At 44.4% G+C, this 22782-nt stretch carries 8 protein-coding genes; 6 read left to right on the top strand and 2 right to left on the bottom strand.

The genetic code is table 11. The features are described 5' to 3' along the window. Window positions 1-273: 273 nt before the first annotated feature. The 5 genes from QT992_RS05240 to QT992_RS05220 all read left to right on the top strand — a co-directional run bounded on the left by QT992_RS05240 (window position 274) and on the right by QT992_RS05220 (window position 15811). On the top strand, window positions 274-5652 hold the full coding sequence (locus QT992_RS05240; protein ID WP_333337916.1) for an AAA family ATPase: 5379 nt from the start codon (window positions 274-276) through the stop codon (window positions 5650-5652). 204 nt (window positions 5653-5856) lie between these two features. Next, on the top strand, window positions 5857-6822 hold the full coding sequence (locus tag QT992_RS05235; RefSeq protein WP_333314836.1) for a phosphate/phosphite/phosphonate ABC transporter substrate-binding protein: 966 nt from the start codon (window positions 5857-5859) through the stop codon (window positions 6820-6822). Continuing rightward, window positions 6819-9014, top strand: coding sequence for an ATP-binding protein (locus QT992_RS05230; RefSeq protein WP_333314834.1), 2196 nt, complete (start codon window positions 6819-6821; stop codon window positions 9012-9014). The genes QT992_RS05235 and QT992_RS05230 overlap by 4 nt, the downstream gene beginning before the upstream one ends. Window positions 9015-9029: 15 nt before the next feature. After that, window positions 9030-10307 carry a response regulator gene (locus tag QT992_RS05225; protein WP_333337907.1) on the top strand — a complete coding sequence of 426 codons (1278 nt, stop codon included), beginning with the start codon at window positions 9030-9032 and terminating at the stop codon, window positions 10305-10307. Window positions 10308-10468: 161 nt separating this feature from the next. Then, window positions 10469-15811, top strand: coding sequence for an AAA family ATPase (locus QT992_RS05220; protein ID WP_333337910.1), 5343 nt, complete (start codon window positions 10469-10471; stop codon window positions 15809-15811). Window positions 15812-16046: 235 nt separating this feature from the next. Here QT992_RS05220 and QT992_RS05215 read toward each other — a convergent pair whose 3' ends face one another. Both QT992_RS05215 and QT992_RS05210 read right to left on the bottom strand, forming a co-directional pair. Next, window positions 16047-18269, bottom strand: a complete 2223-nt coding sequence (locus tag QT992_RS05215; protein WP_333314827.1) for a PAS domain S-box protein — start codon at window positions 18267-18269, stop codon at window positions 16047-16049. 411 nt (window positions 18270-18680) lie between these two features. After that, complete coding sequence (locus QT992_RS05210; RefSeq protein ID WP_333314825.1) at window positions 18681-20159, bottom strand: leucyl aminopeptidase; 1479 nt, start codon at window positions 20157-20159, stop codon at window positions 18681-18683. Between the two features lie 338 nt (window positions 20160-20497). Between QT992_RS05210 and QT992_RS05205 the strand changes: the two genes are divergently transcribed. Continuing rightward, window positions 20498-22696 (top strand): transglycosylase SLT domain-containing protein, encoded by a 2199-nt coding sequence (locus tag QT992_RS05205; protein ID WP_333314822.1) that lies wholly within the window; start codon window positions 20498-20500, stop codon window positions 22694-22696. Window positions 22697-22782: the final 86 nt, after the last annotated feature.

The raw sequence follows: 22782 nt of genomic DNA, 5'->3' as shown, positions 1-22782 counted from the left end.
ATGGGAAATTGGAGATTTGATATTTGAGATTGCTCCCACGGATGAGTTCGGGACTTGCGATCGGGATGCGGAGATTTTTTCAAATATCCACGGATGAATCCGGGGGCCCCGGACCAAATTGCTTTCTGTCAAATAATAGTTGATAAACATTGGGGAAAAATTACAGTTAATTCTGTCCCTAGCGAGGGTGCAGAGTTTGCGATCGCTATCTTTGTCAAATAATAAAATACAATGGAAGAGAAGGTTTTAATTTAACTGTTGTATAAACGAGTTATGGATGCGATCGCAAATTTGTCAGGTTATCAGATTACAGAGCAACTTTATGCAGGTACACGTACCCTAGTCTATCGAGGCATCCGTACCCGTGACGAATACCCAGTCGTCATCAAACTGCTGCGAAACGAATACCCCTCCTTCAACGAGCTCATCCAGTTTCGCAACCAATATACTATTGCCAAAAATCTCGACTTCCCTCACATCGTCAAACCCTTGACGCTGGAAGTACACCAGAATAGCTATGCCCTAGTAATGGAGGACTTTGGCGGAGTCTCCCTATCTACTTATCTCAAAACACCAACAAATCAAACCCAACCATCTCAAGCTTTACCTTTAGCAGAATTTCTCCAACTCGCCATACAACTAACAGACATTATTCACTATCTCTACCAAAACCGAGTCATTCACAAAGATATTAAACCCGCTAATATTCTCATTAATCCAGACACCAAACAAATTCAACTAATTGACTTTAGTATTGCATCCCTCCTACCACGAGAAACCCAAGAAATTCAGAACCCTAATATCTTAGAAGGAACATTAGCCTATCTCTCCCCCGAACAAACAGGACGGATGAATCGAGGCATTGACTATCGTAGTGACTTTTATTCCCTGGGTGTGACTTTTTATGAATTGTTAACAGGACAGTTGCCATTTATCTCTGATGATCCGATGAAATTGGTGCATTGTCACCTCGCTCAACAGTCGAAACCGATCCATCTAACAAATCCAGAAGTTCCCATAATTTTATCGAAAATTGTCAGTAAGCTGATGGCGAAAAATGCAGAAAAACGCTATCAAAGTGCATTAGGACTAAAGCACGATTTAGAAAAGTGTTTATTTCAGTTACAAAAAACAGCCAAGATAGAATCTTTTGAACTCGGAAAACGAGATATTAGCGATCGCTTTACTATCCCGGAAAAGCTCTACGGTAGAGAAAAAGAAGTCGATCGACTATTAGCTGCCTTTGAGCGAGTCAGCACAGGTAGCAGCGAAATGATGCTAGTAGCAGGTTTTTCTGGAATTGGGAAAACCGCCGTTGTCAATGAAGTTCATAAACCCATTGTCCGTCAGCGCGGTTATTTTATCAAAGGCAAATACGATCAATTTCAACGCAACATTCCCTTCAGTGCGTTTGTGCAAGCCTTCCGCGACTTAATGGGTCAATTGCTATCAGAATCTGATACCGAACTGCAAACATGGAAAACCCAGATTTTAGCAGCAGTGGGAGACAACGGACAAGTCTTGATTGACGTGATTCCTGAGTTAGAACGTATAATTGGCGCTCAACCCCCTGCAACAGAATTGTCAGGAAGTGCCGCCCAAAATCGCTTTAATCTGCTAATGCAGAAGTTTGTGCAAGTTTTCACGAGCAAAGAACATCCTTTAGTGATGTTTTTGGATGACTTGCAATGGGCGGATTCAGTCTCCCTGAATTTGCTACAATTATTGATGATGGATACAGGATATTTATTAGTATTGGGGGCCTATCGAGATAATGAAGTTTCGCCCGTGCATCCATTTATCTTAACAGTGGATGAGATAGTTAAAACGGGGGCAACAGTGAATAGGATTACTTTGCAAGCTTTAAGCCAACCAGATATGAATTTGTTGGTGGCGGATACGCTGACTAGCGAATCATCACTTGCCCAACCTTTGACAAAGTTAGTATATCAAAAAACTCAGGGAAATCCTTTCTTTGCAACTCAGTTTCTCAAGACATTACATGACGATCAGCTAATTAGCTTTAATTGGGATATTCGGCATTGGCAGTGTGATATTGCCCAAGTCAAAGCCTTAGCTATCACTGATGATGTCGTTGAATTCATGGCATTGCAATTGCAGAAGTTGCCCAGAGAAACCCAGGATGTTCTCACCTTAGCTGCTTGTATAGGATCGCAGTTTGATTTGAATACGTTAGTAATTGTCAGTGAGAAATCTGCTGGAGTGCTGGCTACCGCTTTATGGAAAGCATTACAGGAAGGTTTGGTGATTCCCACGACCAAAATCTATAAGTTCTTTACGGAATCGGATAGTGATGAAGTTTTCAAGGCTTCAGCTAATCCAACTTATCGATTTTTACACGATCGCGTCCAGCAAGCCGCATATTCGCTAATTCCCGATTCACAGAAAAAAGCAACGCATCTCAAAATCGGACAATTACTTCAGCAAAATTCTTCAAAAATAGAGCTAGAGGAAAAACTGTTTGATATCGTCGGGCATTTGAATCGAGGAATTGAGTTAATCACCCAAGCGAGCGAACGAGAAGCCTTAGCTAAACTGAACTTAGAAGCCGGTTGTAAAGCCAGAAATTCTACCGCCTACACGGCAGCCAGAGTTTATCTGCAAACAGGCATCGATCTACTAACAGCCAACTGCTGGCAAAGCCAGTATGAATTAACCCTGAACCTCTATGTTGCGGCTGCTGAAGTCGCCTATTTGAATGCTGACTTTGATGGCATGGAACAGATGGGCGCACGGGTGTTACAGAATGCACAGACAATCTTAGACAAAATCAAAATTTACGAAATTCAAATCGTCGCACAGACAGCACAGAGTAAGACGTTAGAAGCCATTGCAGTAGCCAGAGATGCACTCTGGCAATTGGGGGTTGAACTCCCCACCGAAGCTGACGAAGCCTTGATTGGTAAAGCGCTACAGAGCCTTGCGGGCTCCCTCGGCGGCAGAAAGATTGAGGAACTAATCGATCTGCCTGTGATGAGCGATCCTCAGACTCAGGCAGCTATGCCAATATTGGCCATGTTATTTGCACCCATTCTTCAGGGAATTCCAGGCTTAGTACCCCTACTTAGCTCCACAATGGTAAGTTTATCGCTCTCCTTTGGGAATGCACCCGCATCAACGGTGGGCTATGCGATTCACGGACTTGTATTAAGTGCCTTTTTGGGAGAGGCAAAAACGGGCTATAGCTTTGGTAAATTGTCATTGAATTTGCTCGATCGGGTAAATGCACGAGAATTTAAGTGCATTACTCATAATATGTTTGGGGCATTTATTCAGCACCATCAAAATGCTATGAGGGCAGGGCTACCAACGCTGAAAGAGGGCTTTATGGCTGGCATGGAAACTGGGGATTTTCTCAACGCTGGCTACAACATAGCTACTTACAGCTACATCAACTTTTACGGTGGGGTAGAACTGGATACTTGGGAACCGGAACTTGCAGTCTACAGTGCTACCTTGGCTCAGGTGAAGCAATATTCTGCTCAGACTTATTTGCGTATGGAGCAGCAGATGTTGCATAACTTGAGGGAAGTTCGTACTCTGTCGGATTGCTTAATGGGAACTGCCTATGATGAAACGGTGATGATTCCTAAGCACTATCAGGATCGTGAATTCAGTGCGATCGCTCTTGTATATATTTACAAACTGCTGCTTGCCTACTTAGGCGGCAATTATCCGGCTGCCTTAAACCATATTTGCCAAGTCAAGCCGTATTTGATGGCATTATCGGGATTGGCTCATGTTCCCATTTTCCATTTCTATGCAGCCCTGACGTACCTGGCAGTGTTTTCCACACAACCCGAAACCGAGCAAGCTGAAACTCTTGCCCTCGTGGAAACCCATCAAACCACTCTGCATCAATGGGCGCAAAATGCTCCCATGAATCATCTGCATAAGTGGTATTTAGTGGAAGCAGAACGGCAGCGGGTTTTGGGTTACAAGGCAGATGCACTTGAAATGTACGATCGCGCCATCCGACTAGCTCAAGAAAATCTCTTCCTCAACGAAGAAGCCCTCGCCAACGAACTCGCAGCGAAATTCTACTTGGAATGGGGCAAAGAAAAAGTAGCTCAAGCCTACATGATTGAAGCGTATTATTGTTATGCCCGATGGGGAGCTAAAGCCAAAATAGACGATTTGGAAAAACGTTATCCTCGCCTACTCGGTATTATCCTTCAGCAAGCTCAATCCTTTAGTTCTTTTAAGGAAACGATCGCCCGGGGAACGATTACTTCTACTCACTCTTCTAGCAGCAACTCTGATTTTCTAGATTTGCCTACTCTGATGCAAGCCTCTCAAGCCATTTCTGGGGAGATTGAACTAGATAAACTCCTGACTACTCTCCTAAAAATAGCGATCGCGAATGCTGGCGCCACTAAGTGTGTCTTATTGCTCAAACAAAAACAGTATTTACAGGTAGCGGCGCTTGTAGCAGAGGGACAGGAACCTGAGCTATTACCATCAATACCTCTAGAATCCACTAAGGATGTAGCAATTAGTTTGGTTAACACTGTCAAGCGCAGTTTGAAACCTGTGGTAATAGTTGATGCTAGGGTAAGTTCCCAGGTTGGGAGCGATCGCTATATTGAACAGCACCAGCCGATCAGTATTCTTTGTATTCCAATTCTTAATCAGGGGCAGTTGATAGGAGTTTTATACCTAGAAAATAACCTGACGGTTGGGGCATTTACGAGCGATCGCATTGAAGTGCTAAATTTGCTGGCTTCTCAAGCTGCTATTTCCTTAGAAAATGCCCGTTTGTATCAAGAATCTCAACAAGCACTTACAGCTCTCAAGCAGGCACAAATAACAATAGTTCAAAGCGAAAAGATGTCAGCATTGGGAAACTTAGTAGCTGGGGTTGCCCACGAAATTAATAATCCCGTTGGTTTTCTGGTTGGTAATATTCAACCCGCCTTAGATTATATCAAAGATTTGTTTGGATTGCTCGATTTGTATGAAGAAAAATATCCGCAACTCGATCCAGAGATTCAAGAAGAAATCGAGAACATCGATCTGGAATACATCCGGGAAGATTTACCGAAATTAGTAGGTTCGATGCGGGAAGGCGTGAAGCGGATTCGGGATATTAGTACCAGTCTACGGACATTCTCCCGTGCGGATACTAACTATCCCGTAGCTTGCAATATCCACGATGGCATCGATAGCACCATTACGATCCTGAAACATCGCCTCAAGGCTAACGATACTCGTCCCGAAATCAAAGTGATTAGGGAATATGGGAATTTGCCACCCGTGGAGTGTTATGCCGGACAGTTGAATCAAGTATTTATGAATTTGTTAGGTAATGCGATCGATGCTTTGGAGGAATCAAATCAAGGACGACATTCTGCAGAAATTGCCAATCAAATTACCATTAAAACCGACATTTCGAGCGACAAAAAACAAGCGATAATTTGCATTAAAGATAACGGTGTGGGCATGAGTGAGGCCGTGCGAGAGAAGATTTTTGATGAGTTATTTACTACCAAAGAAGTCGGGAAAGGTACGGGGTTGGGATTGGCGATCGCCCGCCAGATTGTAGTTGAGAAACACGGCGGTACAATAGAGGTAAATTCTGTATTGAGAGAAGGGACGGAGTTTGCGATCGTCCTACCCTTAAAAAACTAGCGAACACAAGATGAGTTATTACCAATTCCTTAACATTAGATTAAGTTGATAAAATTGCTGTGATTGTATGTTTTTATACTTGACAAAACTCTGATAACGTGCTATGCAATAGAGAAAGTTACTAATTATACCAGATGTTTAATGTCCGCTTAATTAAACCTCCCAAATATTAGTATTAATATCCAATTTAAGGAGCGTCCAGCTATGCAAGCATATTTACAGCAACAACTCCATTCATTGATTAAGGGAAAAATTGCAATTATTGCTTTAACCCTCCCTACATTAATAGTGATTAGTACAGGTTGCACTACTAAAACTTCTATTAACAATAAGCCTCAGCCAACGGCAACTAGCCAAGTTAGCGCTGAAAGCCTGCCCTCAACTTTAACGATCGCATCTATCCCTTCAAGGAATGACAAACAGCAACAGGAACAACTACGAACTTTAACTGAATACCTAACTAAAACCCTGAAACGACCTGTATCTATCCAAGGGATCAAAGACTACAATCGTACAGTTGACCTCTTGGTAGAAGAAAAGGTGCAAGTCGCCGTATTAGGGCCACTCTCTTATATTGAGGCAAAGCAACGGAATCCGCAAATCGAGCCGATCGTTGCCCATATCAATAAAAGTACGGGCCGGCCTTGGTATAAATCAGCTATTGTCGCTAATTCTGCGAATGGGATCAAAACCCTCGACGATCTTAAGGGCAAGCGGCTTGGCTTTGTCAGTAAACTATCAACATCAGGCTATATGTTTGCTGTAGTTCACTTGTTAGGTCTAGGTTTCACCTTTGATACCGATTTTGCCTCGGTTCAGTTCTTTAAAAGTCAAGAGAACACCTTAGCTGCGCTGCTAGATGGGAAAGTTGATGCCATAGCCATTAATTTAGACGTTTATAATCAAACTAAAGAAGCTGGCACAATTAATGATTCTTATCAGATCATTTGGGAATCGGAACCAATTCCCGAATCTCCTATTGTTGTTTCTCAGAAACTATCTCCCCAGCTTATTGATGAATTGAAAGAGGCATTTCTCAGCGCCCCTGTTGGAATGCTGAATCTTAATAGTACTCCTTCTAATGGATATACCCTAGTGCAAGACTCGGACTATTATCAGGTCAAGCAAGTCAAAAAACAATTAGAGGAAAAATTGGGTAATAAAAAATGAAAATTTGGCAAAAATTTTTTGGTTCTTCGGTAATAACTTTAGGGATGATTGTCATTGCCCTAGGAATGAGTAACATAGTGCTGGGACGCGCACGTAATGTGGTAGAAAAGGCACATTATAAAAGCCTGAAGTTGATGGGGAATGCTCAAACTATAGATTCTCTCTTAGCGCGTCAAATTATTACATTAAAAGATTTGTTAGTGCTAGAAAATCCTCAAGTCAAAATTGCCGAATATGAAACGGAGAAGGAACAATTTTTATCTATATTAGATGAAATGCAAAAAATCAGTCCCGCCACTAAAGAATTAGATATTGTGTATCGTCGATATCAAACTTTTGATCGGTTGGCTACCGAAATTAGTCAATCGGTTATTGCCCAAAAGATTCGACCTCTAGCAGAGGTTAAGGAAGACTATAGATCTATCAACACTTTTAACAGAGACATTAATTTTTTTACTTCTAAGATTATTAAAATTTTTCAAGAACAGCAAAAACAAGCCGTTAAAGAAGGGGAAAATCTCAATCAAACCGAGGAAATCGTCAAGTGGGGAATCCTTGTTTTTACTTTGCTAATTCTTACGGGGCAGTTTTTCTTAATTCTATTGCCTGCTGTCTGGTCTATCAAAAAACTTCAGGCAGGAGTAGCGACAATTAGAGAGGGTAATCTGGACTACAGATTAGACATCCAGACTGGTGATGAAGTCGAGCAATTAGCCAGCGAGTTCAACCGCATGACTGTCAAGTTAGCAGAATCTTATCGCGATTTGGAGGCAAAAAAGGACTATGCCAATGCGGCCAACCAAGCTAAAAGCGAATTTTTAGCTAACATGAGCCACGAACTCCGCACACCTCTCAACGGGATTCTCGGTTATGCCCAAATTCTGGGCCGCTCCAAAGTTATCCCCGAGAAAGAACGTCACGGTGTGAATATTATTCACCAGTGCGGCTCTCACTTACTGACATTAATCAACGACATTTTAGACCTCTCCAAAATCGAAGCCCGTAAACTCGAACTTACCCCCAAAGCCATTCATTTACCATCCTTCCTGCAAGGAGTAGTAGAAATCTGTCGAGTGCGTTCTGACCAAAAAGGGATCAATTTCATTTATCAACCAGATCCCAACTTACCCACAGGGATTGAAACTGACGAAAAACGACTTCGCCAAGTGCTGCTCAATCTCCTAGGAAATGCAATTAAATTCACCGACAAAGGCAGCATCACCCTCAAAGTAGAAGCGATAGAACCAAATGCCACTATGCCATTGCCTCGGCTCAAATTCCAAGTGATAGATACAGGAGTCGGCATCGCATCTGACCAAGTAAACAAACTATTCCAAGCCTTTGAACAAGTAGGCGATCGCAAACGCCAATCGGAAGGCACAGGCTTAGGTTTAGCCATCAGCCAAAGAATTGTGCAATTAATGGGCGGAGAAATTCAAGTTGAGAGTCAGCTTGGGGTAGGCAGCACCTTCTACTTTGAGGTAGCACTGCCAATCGCCACAGACTGGGCACAAAAAAGTTCAGTCAAAGACGGACGCACCATCATCGGCTATGAAGGTGCATCGCGTCATATTCTAATTGTGGATGACCGCTGGGAAAATCGCTCAGTATTGGTGAACCTACTAGAGCCGCTGGGATTCATATTTACCGAAGCGGAGAATGGTCAAGCAGGCTTAGAAAAAGCTAGAGAAAAACTGCCGGATTTGGTCATCACTGACTTAGTGATGCCGATAATGGATGGCTTTGAACTCCTCAAAAAATTACGCAGCTCACAGGAGTTAAAACACTTGAAAGTGCTTGTATCGTCAGCATCAGTAGCGCAAATAGATCAACAGATGAGTATAGAAGCAGGAGGGGATGATTTTCTGACCAAACCCGTTGAGGCAGAGGAGTTGTTGATGTTGGTGGCCAAGCATTTACAACTCATCTGGAAATATGACGCAACTGAGTTAAGCACAAGCGATAATAAAGTATCCGCTACAGAACTAATTCCCCCATCGGCGGCGGACTTGCAAATTTTACTGGAACTAGCACAGGATGGTCTGCTGAGAGAACTGGCAGAAACCGCTGCAGAAATTGGGCAAAAGGATGAGCGCTATCAGCCCTTTATTCAGGAAGTCATACAATTAGCTAAGCAATTCCAAACAGAGAAGATCGAGCAATTGATTCAAGAACACCTTACTGATACTTAAGATTGAAGGATGACTATGACGACGGGTTTAACTGGCTTAATTTTAATCGTTGATGATACCCCCACCAATCTGGATGTCATCTCAGAAGCGTTGAGTAATGCGGGGTATAAGGTGGCGATCGCTACCAGTGGCGAACGCGCTCTGCAACAAGTTGAGCGGCGACCGCCCGATCTGATTTTACTGGATGTAATGATGCCGGGAATTGATGGATTTGAAACCTGTCAACGCCTTAAAGCTAATTCCAAAACTTGCGATATTCCAGTTATGTTTATGACTGCTCTGGCTGATGTAGACAACAAAGTTAAAGGGCTTAACCTTGGTGCAGTAGACTACGTTACCAAGCCCTTCCAAGAACAAGAAGTGTTAGCGCGAGTGAAAACTCATTTACAGTTGCGTCTCTTGACTCAAAATTTAGAACAGCAAGTGGCTCAAAAAGCTGCTGAATTACGAGCAGCTCAGCTCCAAATCATTCAACGCGAAAAATTGTCTGCTCTGGGCAACTTGGTGGCTGGTGTTGCCCACGAAATTAATAACCCTGTTGGCTTTCTTTATGGCAATATTCAGCCCGCTTTAGATTATATCAAAGATTTGTTTGGATTGCTGGATTTAGTTCAGCAAGAATCTGCTAATTTCAGTGCGGCAATTCAAGAGGAAATTGATGCGATTGACCTCGAATACATCCGCGAAGACTTACCCAAGTTAATTGGCTCAATGCAAGAAGGAGTAAACCGGATTAAAGACATTAGCACCAGCTTGCGGACATTTTCTCGTGCTGATAGCGATCGCCCCATTGCTTGCAACATTCACGATGGTATTGATAGTACAATTATGATCCTCAAACATCGCCTCATAGCTTCTGATACTCGTCCAGACATTCAAGCGATCAAAGAGTATGGGAATCTACCACAAGTAGAATGTTATCCAGGACAATTAAATCAGGTATTTATGAATCTGTTGGCTAATGCGATCGATGCTTTAGAAGAATCAAATACTGGACGTAGTTATGCTGAAATTAAAATTAATCCTAATCAAATTATTATCAAGACTGAATTATCGGAAGATCGGCAGAAAGCAATAATTCGTATCAAAGATAACGGTATTGGCATGAGTGAGACGGTGCGGCAGAAGGTTTTTGATGAGTTATTTACTACCAAAGAAGTCGGGAAAGGGACGGGGTTGGGATTGGCGATCGCACGGCAGATTGTAGTTGAGAAACACGGCGGTACAATCGAGGTAAATTCTGTATTGGGAGAAGGGACGGAGTTTATAATTTTCTTGCCAATGAAAGGATAAGACTATCTTGATAGATGGCAATCTTTCTCTTCAAAAGTGAAAAAGAATAAAAGCGGTAGAGTCTGTCTGCTAGGGATTTCGCAGTTCTATTTTCCTCAGACTCGACCAATAAATGTGTATACTTAGTTACAAGAGTCAATGTCTGAGATGGAGTAATCCAGATGAATGCAGTAGTGGATTTAACGAACCGAATTTCAGGATATCATCTGCTTGAGGAACTATACTGCGGTTCGAGAACCCTAGTTTATCGAGCCATCCGAGAAAAAGACCACCTTCCGGTTGTCATCAAACTATTAAATCGAGACTATCCCAGCTTCAGCGAACTGCTGCAATTCCGCAACCAGTATACCATCGCCAAAAACCTACGTCTGCCTGGAGTAGTTGAACCCTACAATTTGGAGTCCTATCGCCACAGCTATGCCCTAGTAATGGAGGATTTTGGCGGTATTTCTCTGCGAGAGTACGCCCAAGAGCACTCGCTGACTCTGGCAGAAATATTGGAAATTGCCATTCAAATAACTGACATTCTTCATGGACTCTATCAGTATCGAGTCATCCACAAAGATATTAAGCCAGCGAACGTCCTAATACATCCCGAAACTAAACAAGTCAAACTGATTGACTTTAGCATCGCCTCCCTACTTCCGAGAGAAACTCAAGAAATTCAAAATCCCAACGTTTTAGAAGGAACCCTCGCCTATATTTCTCCCGAACAAACGGGACGAATGAACCGAGGCATCGACTACCGCACCGACTTTTATTCTCTGGGAGCCACATTTTACGAATTGCTGACAGGAAAACTGCCATTTGAATGTGACGACCCGATGGAGTTGGTTCACTGCCATATTGCCAAACAACCTCCTGCAATAAACAGCAAAGAAATCCCGCAGGGGGTGTCGGATATTGTCATGAAGCTGATGGCAAAAAATGCCGAAAAACGCTATCAAAGTGCCTTGGGATTGAAGCATGACTTAGAAATTTGTCTGGCTCAATTACAAGAAACGGGTAACATTGAGACGTTTGTATTAGGAACGCGGGATATTACAGACCGTTTCCTCATCCCCGAAAAGCTATATGGCAGAGAAACTGAAGTTGCTAATCTATTAGCGGCATTTGAACGAGTCAGCGCAGGCAATACAGAAATGATGCTAGTGGCAGGTTTTTCTGGCATTGGCAAAACGGCAGTGGTGAATGAAGTTCATAAGCCGATCGTTCGTCAACGCGGTTATTTTATTAAAGGCAAATACGACCAATTTCAGCGTAATATTCCCTTTTCGGCTTTTGTGCAAGCATTTCGGGATTTGATGGGGCAGTTGCTATCAGAATCGGACGCTCAGTTACAAACTTGGAAAACCAAGATTTTGTCAGCAGTTGGAGACAATGGGCAAGTCTTGATCGAGGTAATTCCTGAATTAGAACGCATCATTGGCATTCAACCTCCTGCACCAGAATTGTCGGGAAGTGCTGCACAGAATCGCTTCAATCTGCTAATGCAGAAATTTGTGCAAGTCTTTACCACAGCCGAACATCCCTTAGTGATGTTTTTGGACGATCTACAGTGGGCGGATGGCGCATCTTTGAAGTTATTACAACTGTTGATGGAGGATACGGGGCATTTATTGGTGTTGGGTGCTTATCGAGATAATGAAGTCTCCCCCGTTCACCCGTTTATCTTGACGGTGGATGAGATTGTCAAAGCTGGAGCGACGGTGAATACTATTACGCTGCAACCGTTAGGTTTAGCGGATATGAATCAGTTGGTGGCACATACGCTGATTTGCGATTTGCCTCTGGCTCAACCTTTGACAGAATTGGTGTATCAAAAAACTAAGGGTAATCCCTTCTTTGCCACCCAGTTCCTCAAAGCATTACATGACGATCGCCTGATTACCTTTGATGAGAATATACGGTATTGGCAATGCGATATTGCTCAAGTCAAAGCTTTAGCTATCACTGATGATGTGGTAGAGTTTATGGCACTGCAATTGCAGAAGCTACCGATCGCAACTCAGGCTGTACTGAAGTTGGCGGCTTGTATTGGAGCGCAGTTTGATTTAGATACTTTAGCGATCGTTTCAGAAAAATCACCCGAAGAAACGGCGGCTGATTTGTGGAAAGCCCTGCAAGAAGGCTTGCTTATCCCCACCACCGAAGTCTATAAATTCTTCACCCAAAGTGACGATATCGCCACTGTCAACCAAATTGCTGCTAATGCCAATTACAAATTCCTGCACGATCGCGTCCAGCAAGCTGCTTATTCTTTAATTGCTGCTGACCAAAAACAGGCAACTCACCTGAAAATCGGGCAACTGTTGCTCCAAAATACCCCAATTCAAGAACGGGAAGAGCAGATTTTTGCTATTGTCAACCAATTGAATATAGGATGGGAGTTAATTTTTCAACCAGCGGAACTCGAAGAACTAGCGCGGTTGAACTTGACGGCAGGACGGAAAGCAAAAGCCTCCACAGCTTATGCAGCAGCAGTGAAATACCTAAGTATGGCGATGGATTTGCTCTCAGGCGATCGCTGGGAAACTCAGTATGATTTGACCCTAGACATCTTTGTAGAAGCGGCAGAGGCCCAATATCTCAATATCAATTTCGCTGCCGCCAATACTTTATTTGAATTGGTGTTGCAGGAGGGAAAAACGCTGCTCGATCGCATCCCAGCTTACGAACTCAAGATGCAAGTTCACATCGCGCAACACCAATTTAACGATGCCATTGACACGGGATTGCACGCATTAGAACTACTAGGCTACCCCGTTAATCTGAACGAGCAGGACTTTTTGGTGGAACTGCCCGCTATAGAAGAGCTGGAAGATTACCCGATAATGACCGATCGGGCACAACTAGCAGCCATGCGGATTCTTCAAGCCAGTTTGACTTCCGTTTTCGCAGGTAGACCGCAAATTCTGCTGCCAGTAGTCCTGACACAAGTGAAACTGTGTATCAAATACGGTTACTCTCCGCTGGCATCAAGTACCTATGCCTGGTACGGCACCCTGCTGTGTGGCGGGCTTGGCAATATCGATCTCGGATATCAGGCAGGGCGACTGGGGCTGCAACTGCTTGATGCTAGGGATAACAAAGTCGTCACCTACAATATGTTCTATTCCTTCATCCAGCACTGGAAGGAGCCTGTACGAGAAAGCCTATCTCCCCTCGTTGAGGGCTTCCAGAGCGGTCTGGAAAGCGGAAACAACGAATATGCTGGCTACTGTGCCACCAACTACTGCTTCTACAAATTCTTGGTAGGAGAAAACTTGGAAACGCTTGAACAAGAACAGGTAAAATACCAAGACTTGTTGTTGAAGTTGAAACAGGAACACGCCATCTGTTTGTCTCAGATATGGCATCAACTGTTGTTAAATCTGTTGGGGAAGGCAGCAAATCCACTCAAGTTAATGGGTGAGAGTTTTGATGAATCAACTATGTTTCCCCGCCTCCATGCCGAGAACAGCCACTACGCCCTGTTTATGGGCTATTTAGCCAAGACAATTTTGTTCTATTTGTTGGAAGAGTTCGACCGAGCAGTTGATAGTGCCGCTAATGGAGTCAAACACTCTGGCGCAGGCGCAGGCGCTGAATATTTTGTCACCCTGCACTTATACCAATCGCTGGCACTGCTGGCGAACTATTCTAACGTCGATTCGGAAGAGCGATCGCACTACCTAAGTCAGGTTGATGCCAATCAGGAAAAAATGCAGCTTTGGATGCAGCACGCTCCGATGAACTACGACCATAAATACTATTTAGTTGAAGCTGAAAAACATCGCGTTTTCCATCAAAAAACAGAAGCCATAGAATTCTATGACCTGGCGATCGCAGGAGCCAAAGAAAACGCATATCTTCAAGAAGAAGCCCTCGCCAACGAATTAGCTGCCAAGTTCTACCTTGACTGGGGCAAAGAAAAAGTTGCTGCAAGCTATATGCAGGAGGCATATTACTGTTATGCCCGTTGGGGAGCACTAGCCAAGGTTGAAGACTTAGAACAACGCTATCGCCAATTACTTCAGCCTATCCTGAATCAGCCAAAACTTCGCTTTAATCCTCTAGAGACGCTGGCAACGATTAGCCACTCTTCGCAGACTTCCAGTAATAGCAGCACCAGTATTTCCGATGCCCTGGATTTCGCATCTATTGTGCAAGCTGCTCAAGCTTTATCCAGTAAAATTCAGATTGATGAATTGCTCGACACCCTCAACCAAATTATTTTGAAAACTTCTGGGGCCGAAACTTGTGCTTTGCTACTCCCCAATCGGGATGAATGGCAAATCCGGGCAATAACTCACATCAATCCAGATAACGAGTTACCCACAACCCTGCTGCAAACCCAACCTCTAGATGGCTCGGTGGTGATTCCCCTCAAGCTGGTTTATTATGTCAAACACACCCTGGAAACTGTGGTTATTGAAGGTGGCAAGACCGATATTCCCGGTTTAATGAATGACTGTACGCTCCAGTATCACTCTCAGAGTATGCTATGTACTCCGATTCTCGATCGCGGGAGCTTAGTTGCGATACTCTATCTCGAACATAGCTCGACAAAAGGAGTGTTTACTCGCGATCGTCTCCTCATCCTCAACTTCCTCTGCACTCAGGCTGCCATTTCCTTAGAAAATGCGCGATTGTATCAGCAAGCCCAGGACTACGCCCACCAGGTGGAACAATCACAACTGCAATTAGTGCAGAGCGAAAAAATGTCGGCGTTGGGGAATTTAGTGGCCGGGGTTGCCCATGAAATTAATAATCCCGTCGGATTTATTTCTGGCAATATTCATGAAGCGATCGCCGCCGTCAAAGATATTACAGAATACTTGCAACTCTATCAAGAAAAATTTCCCAGTCCGGGTGAGGAGATTGAAGAAAAAGCTGAAGAGAGCGATATCGAATATCTCTTAGAAGATTTACCCAAAATGTTGAATTCGATGCAAGTCGGGTGCGATCGCATTCAAGGTATCAGCACCAGTCTTCGTACCTTCTCCCGCGCCGACAAAGATTACAAAGTTCCTTTCAATATTCATGACGGAATTAACAGTACGATTTTGATTCTCAAACACAGATTGAAAGCGAACGAACAGCGTCCAGCGATTGAAGTTGTCAAAGACTACGGGAACTTGCCCTCAGTGGATTGCTTCCCCGGACAATTAAATCAGGTGTTTATGAATATATTGGCAAATGCCATTGATGCACTGGAAGAATCAAATCGGGAACCGAGTTTAGAGAAGATTAAAGCCCCAGCCCATTGCATCACGATTCGCACAGAAAGACAGTCTAAGGAGTGGGTAACAATTCGCATTTATGACAACGGCCCAGGGATAGCAGATGAGATAAAAGGTCATATTTTTGACCACTTATTTACAACGAAAGGTGTGGGTAAAGGCACGGGATTGGGTTTGGCGATCGCACGGCAGATTGTAGTTGAGAAACACTCTGGTATGCTCGAAGTCAACTCAACTTTAGGTAGAGGTACAGAATTTATAATTTCACTGCCATGTTGAGCATTACCTTGGTAATTTATATCGTTTCCGGTTGCATCGGAATGATTTAACCGCAGAGGGCGCAGAGAACGCAGAGGGAGAGAATACAGAGATGAATAATTCCGATGCTACCGGATTTGATATTATAGCCAATTTGGGGATTTTTCTTGAAACTTAAAAGTTTTTTACACCCCACTTTACAATTTATAGGGAGCGATAACTTTTGCCAAATTCTTGATTCTTCCGTCGCACTAATTCATAAAGGAATCTCGATCGCAAATTCCGTACCTTCTCCTACGGTGGAACGGCAGATCAAGGCTCCGGCGTGTTTTTCCGCGACAATTCGGTAACTGATGGCTAACCCCAAACCAGTGCCTTTTCCCATCGGTTTTGTCGTGAAAAACGGGTCAAATAATCGGCTACGCACGTCTTCTGTCATGCCGATCGCATTATCGGAAATGCGGATGCAAATACTATTTTCGTTCAGGGCTTCTGTGCGAATGCTAATAGTTGGTTTCCAATCGTCGCCGACGGCTGCCGCTCGCCTTTTTTGGTTGCAAGCATCTTCCAAGGCGTCAATACTGTTGCTAAGCAGGTTCATAAATACCTGATTTAGCTGACCTGCATAACATTCAATTAAAGGGATTTTACCATAATTTTTGATTATTTGAATTTCGGGATAGTCGCCTCTGGCGCGCAGTTTGTTGTGCAAAATTAGGAGCGTATTGTCTATGCCTTCGTGAAGGTTGGTAGGCTTTTTTACCGAGTCGTCTAAACGCGAGAAATTTCGCAAGCTCAGAACTATTTCGCGAATGCGATCGGCTCCCATTTTCATCGAAGATAATATTTTGAGTAAATCTTCTCTCAGAAATTCTAAATCGATATTGTCAATACATTCTTGAACTTCTACCACGGGCTGAGGATAGTGTTTTTGGTAAAGTTCCACAAGCTGCAACAAATCTCGGATATATTGGCTGGCGTAGGAAATATTGCCGTAGATAAAACTGACAGGGTTATTAATTTCGTGAGCTACTCCCGCTACCATTTGACCGAGACTTGACATTTTTTCGGTATGAATTAGGTGAGCTTGAGTTTCTCGAAGTTCTTTGAGAGCGATTTCTAGCTGCTGGGCTCTGTTGTTGGCGATCGCCTCGGAGAGCCGCAAAGCATCCTCCGCTGCTTTGCGCTCTGTTATGTCAAAAATGGCGCCGTTGAGGGATAAAACTTTACCGTCTGCGTTGAAAATGGCTTGACCTTTCTCTACAACCCACCGCACATTTCCGTCGCAGTGAATTAGGCGATATTCGATGATGTAAGGTTGTTTTGTCTTAATAGCTTGAGCGATAATTGTCTCGATCTGCTCAACGTCATCGGGATGAACTATACTCGGAAAAGCCTGCACCGGTTTTTGCATAAAGTTAGCAGCAGGATAGCCGGAAATAGCTTCTATGCCATTACTGATAAAAGTTAGGATCGATCGCCCTGCAGCACTGCACCGATAAACCGCACCGGGAATGTTAGAAACTAATGACCTAAATTCTTCTTCTCTTTCTCGCAAAGCTGCCTCAATCCGCTTGCGTTCGCTAATGTCGCGAGCAAACGCGCACTGATATTCTTTGCCGTTAAATTCCAAATGGTCGATCGTAATTTCTACCGGAAAAATGCGACCGTACTTAGTGAGGTGGTGAACTTCAATATTAACCGAACCGCAGCGTTTTAAGACTTTCCAGTGCAAACTCCAAGCAGTTTGGGGAAAATCTGGATTGATGTCGTGCACCGTCATCGAGAGCAATTCTGCTTCAGAATATCCCAATGAAGTGCAAGCAGCGTCGTTGACGTACAAAAATTTACCGTCGGGCCCGATCCAGAATATCGCATCTGCCGATCGGTCGATCGCAAATTGAGTCAGTTGCAACTTTTCCTCAACCCGGTGGCGATCGGCAATTTCTTTTTCTAACTGTTGGTTAAGCGAATTAAGAGCTAAAGTGCGATCGACAATAGTATCTGAAGGGTAAAGATCGATCGATTGTTTTGCCAATTCTCCTTTCTCGATATCATGTTGGGGCTGATTTTGTTCTAACTGTTTTAACGAGATTTGTGGAAATTTTTCTTTTTGATTTAAACCAGACTCGGCAAGTGCTTTTGGCATGAGGGCGAGGGCGATTGCGGCTAAAAGCCAAGAAATCAAAGCACTTGTAGCTTTGAGAGTTACCGACAGCCAATATATGGAATGCCAAAGCGTCCAAACTTCCGTCAATTTAGCAGCGCCCCAGGCAAAAAAAACAACCGCAAACAGCCGGAAAATCTTGCGGTGAGAACCTTGGCGGGTAAAAAAAACTAAAGATAGGGCGATCGAGCAATAAGCCAGTGCCGTCAGCGAGTCAAAAACAGCGTACAGTCGCAACTCCGGCACCACGTTGGAGGCTAGTGTAGAAGATAAAGCAAGTGTTGAAAAAAAAATTGTTAATTGTTCTTGCATAAAGTTCAAGAAAAAATTATCTGTACCAATGCAAATCTGAGCAAATCTAATTATTTGATTTCGGCTAGTGAAATATTTACATAATTATATACTTTTTTCATTTTTTATGAAACAGCTATTTTTTCAGGAAATGTCAAAACTGTCGAGGTGGGGCCCTGGGAAGGAAGCTTTGCCCAAGTATGAGCAATGGGGAGGGTCACGGCTAGCAACGCTGACGTTGCTCCCTGTGACGGAATACATAGGTTCGCCTACTTATTGCTTCCGAAACATTTAAATTGTTAATGATCGCTATTAAATTTTCTTTTAGATGACTTAAGCAGTGAGCCAGGGGTTTTTAACCCCTGGCTCACAGATGGACTAGCAGACTTTTAAGGCAGAGAAAATCTCAATTTTTCCGCTGGCAATCCACAATTAAGCACCGCCCAGCGCCCAATGCACCAAAGTGCGAACTCCAAAACCGGTAGCGCCAGGGCCATTGTAGCCATTTTCTTTGTCAGTCCAAACCGGGCCGGCAATATCTAAATGCGCCCAAGCAGTATCCTTTACAAACTGCTTCAAAAATAGCGCCGCCGTAATCGAACCGCCGGGACGCGGGCCTGTGTTTTTCATGTCGGCGTGCAATGCTTTCAAGCCTTCAAAATATTTTTCTTCCATCGGCATTCGCCAAAATTTTTCGCCGGCCAATTCTGAGGCGGCGACTATTTCGCCGGCGACGCTATCTTGAGGACTCCACAAACCCGCGATATCGTCGCCTAAAGCAATTACGCAGGCCCCGGTTAGAGTTGCTAAATCTACAATTGCGTCAACTCCCAATTTATCAGCAAATACCAAAGCATCAGCCAGGGTTAAACGACCTTCAGCGTCGGTATTGTTGACTTCAATTGTTTTGCCGTTGGAAGCTGTGAGGATGTCTCCTGGGCGCATGGCGCGGCCGCTGATCATGTTTTCAGTGACGGCGCTGATAAAGTGAACTTCCACATCGGGTTTGATGTGTCCGATTGCCTTTGCCGCTCCGAAAGTAGCCGCAGCGCCGCCCATATCTACTTTCATCATTTCAATGCCGCTGCCCGCACCTTTGATGTTCAAACCGCCAGAATCAAAGGTCAATCCTTTGCCCACAATTGCTATTTTGCGGCGCGGTGTGCCTTCTGGTTTGTAAGTTAAGTGGATGAATTTAGGCGGTAAATCCGATGCTAGGGCAACGCCGAGAAAGGCTCCCATGCCGAGTTTTTCGCAGTCTTCCCGCTCCAATATTTCTAATTCTAAACCGCATTCGGCAGCTAGACTTTGAGCGGTTTCTGCCATTGTAATCGGGGTGACAAAATTTGCCGGCGCTGCGACTAATTCCCGTGCTAAAATGACTCCGGCAGTGATTTGGCGGGCGCGGGCGATCGCACTTTCGGTACCGGCAAAACCGAGCAAATGAATTTGTTCGAGTTGCGGGCTTTTGTCTTCCTTTTCCGATTTGAAACGGTTGTCTTGATTCAGGGAGAGTTCTACACCTTCGGCGATGGCGCTTGCTGTAGAATCCGGCGCGTTTTTCCACACCGGAAAGCTAATTCCGAGGGTTTTGCATTTCTCTTTTTTGGCTAACTTGGCGCAAACGCCCGCAGCTTGCCGCACGGTGTCTAATTTTAAGTCCTCTGTTTTGCCCAAACCGACGATCGCAATTTTGCGAATGGGATTATTGCCGCCGACGCGGGTGATGGCGCTTGTGCCCACTTTGCCCTTAAAATCTACTTCCAGTAGCAGCTCTTTCAAAGTGCCTGCAAGCTTTTCATCTAATTGTGCCAGCTCGCCGGTGAGTTCCAAGCCGTCCTCAAATAGACCAATTGCCAGGGCGTCTCCTGTCCAAACAGAGCGGGGCGTATCGGTGACTAGAAATTCCATGTTTTGATTTACACTTTAGATTTTAGATTTTTGATTGTACTTTGTACTGGGTGGTTTGGGCTTTTTTCTTGGTGCGGGGAAATAGATCGATCGCACAAATTCTCCGCTCCGCATCGAAATAAATTCTGCTACTATATCAGCCAAGTCCGCCTGCGATCGGATCTTCCACCAATCTCAATCATCTGTTTGGGGGTCGGCTGTCCGTTTTTGCCCCACTATTAACATTTATTTCTCCTTGAACAGGCATCCTGCCTGTGATGGCGTAGAACACCCATCCTGCCTCTGATGGCTCTTGACAAACGATCGGTTCTCTATATCTTATTCTCTTAAATTTTCCCATGCTAAAACGACGCCGGGCCCGATTTTCTGTTTTAATCAGCGTTTCAGTTTGCGTTATTGCGATCGGCTCTTTGGTTGCTGCGATGAAATGGATGGGTTTTGGCTCGGTCCAGAAGGCTCAGCAGCCCCAGAATGCAGCGAATTCCGAATCGGAAGTCAAGATGCTGGTGTCGCTGTCACCGAGCGAGCGATCGGCGAAATTAGTTGAACTCGCAGCTAGTCAGTCTGCAAGTACGAACCCGCAGCAGCCAATCTCCCCTCAAAGCCGCGCCCGCTACCTGCTTGCCAGCGATTTAATCCAGCAAGGAAATGCGGCCAAAGCATTAAAATTATTGGACAAATTAGAGCAAGAATATCCGGTTTTAGCTGCTCACATTGCCCTAAAAAGGGCGCAAGCTTACCAATTAAGCGGCGACAAAGGCAAAACTCAAAAAGCTTGGCAGGAACTGCTCAAAAACTATCCGAACGACCCGGTAGCAGCAGAAGCTTTATATGTTTTAGGCCAGTCAAAACCGGAATATTGGCAACAGGCAATTACTGAATTTCCTGGTCATCCCCGCAGCGTAGAAATTGCCCTCCGCAAGTTAAAAGAAAATCCCAATCAGCCGAAGTTGATGCTGCTCGTAGCAAAACACGGTCATTATGTCAAAGATTACGGGACAATTTTGGAACAACTGGTGCAGCGAAACAGCGCCTCTTTGAAACCGGAAGATTGGGAAGAAATTGCCTTTGGCTATTGGGAAAAACAAAATTACGGCAAAGGAGCTATTGCTTACGGGAAAGCTCCCCGCAACGCCAAAAATCTTTACCGCAAAGCTCGCGGTTTGTGGCTAGACGGAAAAATCCCGGAATCGAGAATTGCCTATCAAGAATTAGTGCGCGAGTTTCCCGATGCCGAAGATACTGGTTTGGGTTTAATTCGCCTGTCGCGGCTGAGCGAACCCAAAGAAGCGATCGTTTTGCTCGATCGAGTTATTAGCAAATTCCCCAATTATGCCCCCGAAGCTTTGTTAGATAAATCCCAACTTCTCGACAAAGCAGGCAGCGGTCAATCCGCCTCAGATACCCGCAAGTTGCTATTGACAAAATACAATAATTCTGATAAAGCAGGCGAATTGCGGTGGACGATCGCCCAGCAGTTTGCCAAAGGCGGAGATTTAAAATCAGCTTGGCAGTGGGCGAGAGAATTAACCACCCACAATCCCGACAGCGAACAAGCTCCAGAAGCAGCATTTTGGGTCGGGAAATGGGCACAGCAACTCGGCCGCCAACAAGACGCTAAGACTGCATTTGACTACACGATCTTACGCTATCCAGAATCATATTTTGCGTGGCGATCGGCTGTACTTCTCGGCTGGCCCGTAGGCGACTTTACCACAGTCCGAGATTTGTCTCCCAATGTAGTGCGGCCGCCTCAGCGCCCCGAACCAACCGCCGGTTCTCCTGCGTTGAAAGAGCTCTATCAATTAGGTCAAGATAGAGATGCTTGGACGCTGTGGCAAGTAGAATTTATCGACCGCGTAGAACCAAGTATTGCCGAACAGTTTACCGACGGTTTAATGCGAGTAGCAGTCGGAGACAATTTAGACGGTTTGTGGATGGTTGGGAGTTTGCGGCAGCGCGATAAACCCGATGATAGAACCCAATACCTGGAGCTCAGACAGCAACCGATTTATTGGCAAGCACTTTATCCTTTTCCTTACTTAGAAACCATTGTCAAATGGTCGCAAGATCGCAAAATAAATCCAGTATTAGTAACAGCATTAATCCGCCAAGAATCGCGCTTTATGCCCGCCATAAAATCATCAGTTGGCGCCACCGGTTTAATGCAAGTAATGCCGGAAACAGCAGCTTGGGTTGCTCAACAAATCAGCCTCAAAAAGTATTCATTGGAGAATGTGGACGACAACGTTAAACTCGGTACGTGGTATTTGGATCACACTCACGACGAGTACAAGAATAACTCGATGTTAGCTGTGGCGAGTTACAATGCCGGGCCAAATGCAGTAGCAGATTGGTTGAAGAGGTTTAGTTTTAGTGATCCGGATGCTTTTGCGGAAAAGATTCCGTTTCCTGAAACGAAAGGATACGTGAAATCGGTGTTTGAGAATTACTGGAATTATCTGCGGATTTACAATCCAGAAGTTAATCAGTTGATGAGTGAGCATTATGCGGCTGCTCAGAAAAAAGCAAAGTGAATTATTCGTGGTGTGGGGGCGGGTTTATCTAAATTGTTGGTAATTGTTAGATATTTTTGGTGGAACCCGCCCCTACAAAATATGGT

Origin of the sequence: Microcoleus sp. T3_D1, assembly GCF_036700405.1 — a bacterium.
In the GTDB taxonomy this organism is placed as follows: Bacteria; Cyanobacteriota; Cyanobacteriia; order Cyanobacteriales; family Microcoleaceae; genus Microcoleus.
The sequence above is the reverse complement of the archived record's forward strand: the minus strand, read 5'-3'. Positions and strand labels throughout refer to the sequence as shown.

Bases quoted from the DNA above. Each gene is read 5' to 3' on its own strand.
- QT992_RS05215 (WP_333314827.1), bottom strand. From the start codon at position 18,269: ATGCAAGAACAATTAACAATTTTTTTTTCAACACTTGCTTTATCTTCT.
- QT992_RS05205 (WP_333314822.1), top strand. From the start codon at position 20,498: ATGCTAAAACGACGCCGGGCCCGATTTTCTGTTTTAATCAGCGTTTCA.
- QT992_RS05225 (WP_333337907.1), top strand. From the start codon at position 9,030: ATGACGACGGGTTTAACTGGCTTAATTTTAATCGTTGATGATACCCCC.
- QT992_RS05210 (WP_333314825.1), bottom strand. From the start codon at position 20,159: ATGGAATTTCTAGTCACCGATACGCCCCGCTCTGTTTGGACAGGAGAC.
- QT992_RS05220 (WP_333337910.1), top strand. From the start codon at position 10,469: ATGAATGCAGTAGTGGATTTAACGAACCGAATTTCAGGATATCATCTG.
- QT992_RS05230 (WP_333314834.1), top strand. From the start codon at position 6,819: ATGAAAATTTGGCAAAAATTTTTTGGTTCTTCGGTAATAACTTTAGGG.
- QT992_RS05235 (WP_333314836.1), top strand. From the start codon at position 5,857: ATGCAAGCATATTTACAGCAACAACTCCATTCATTGATTAAGGGAAAA.
- QT992_RS05240 (WP_333337916.1), top strand. From the start codon at position 274: ATGGATGCGATCGCAAATTTGTCAGGTTATCAGATTACAGAGCAACTT.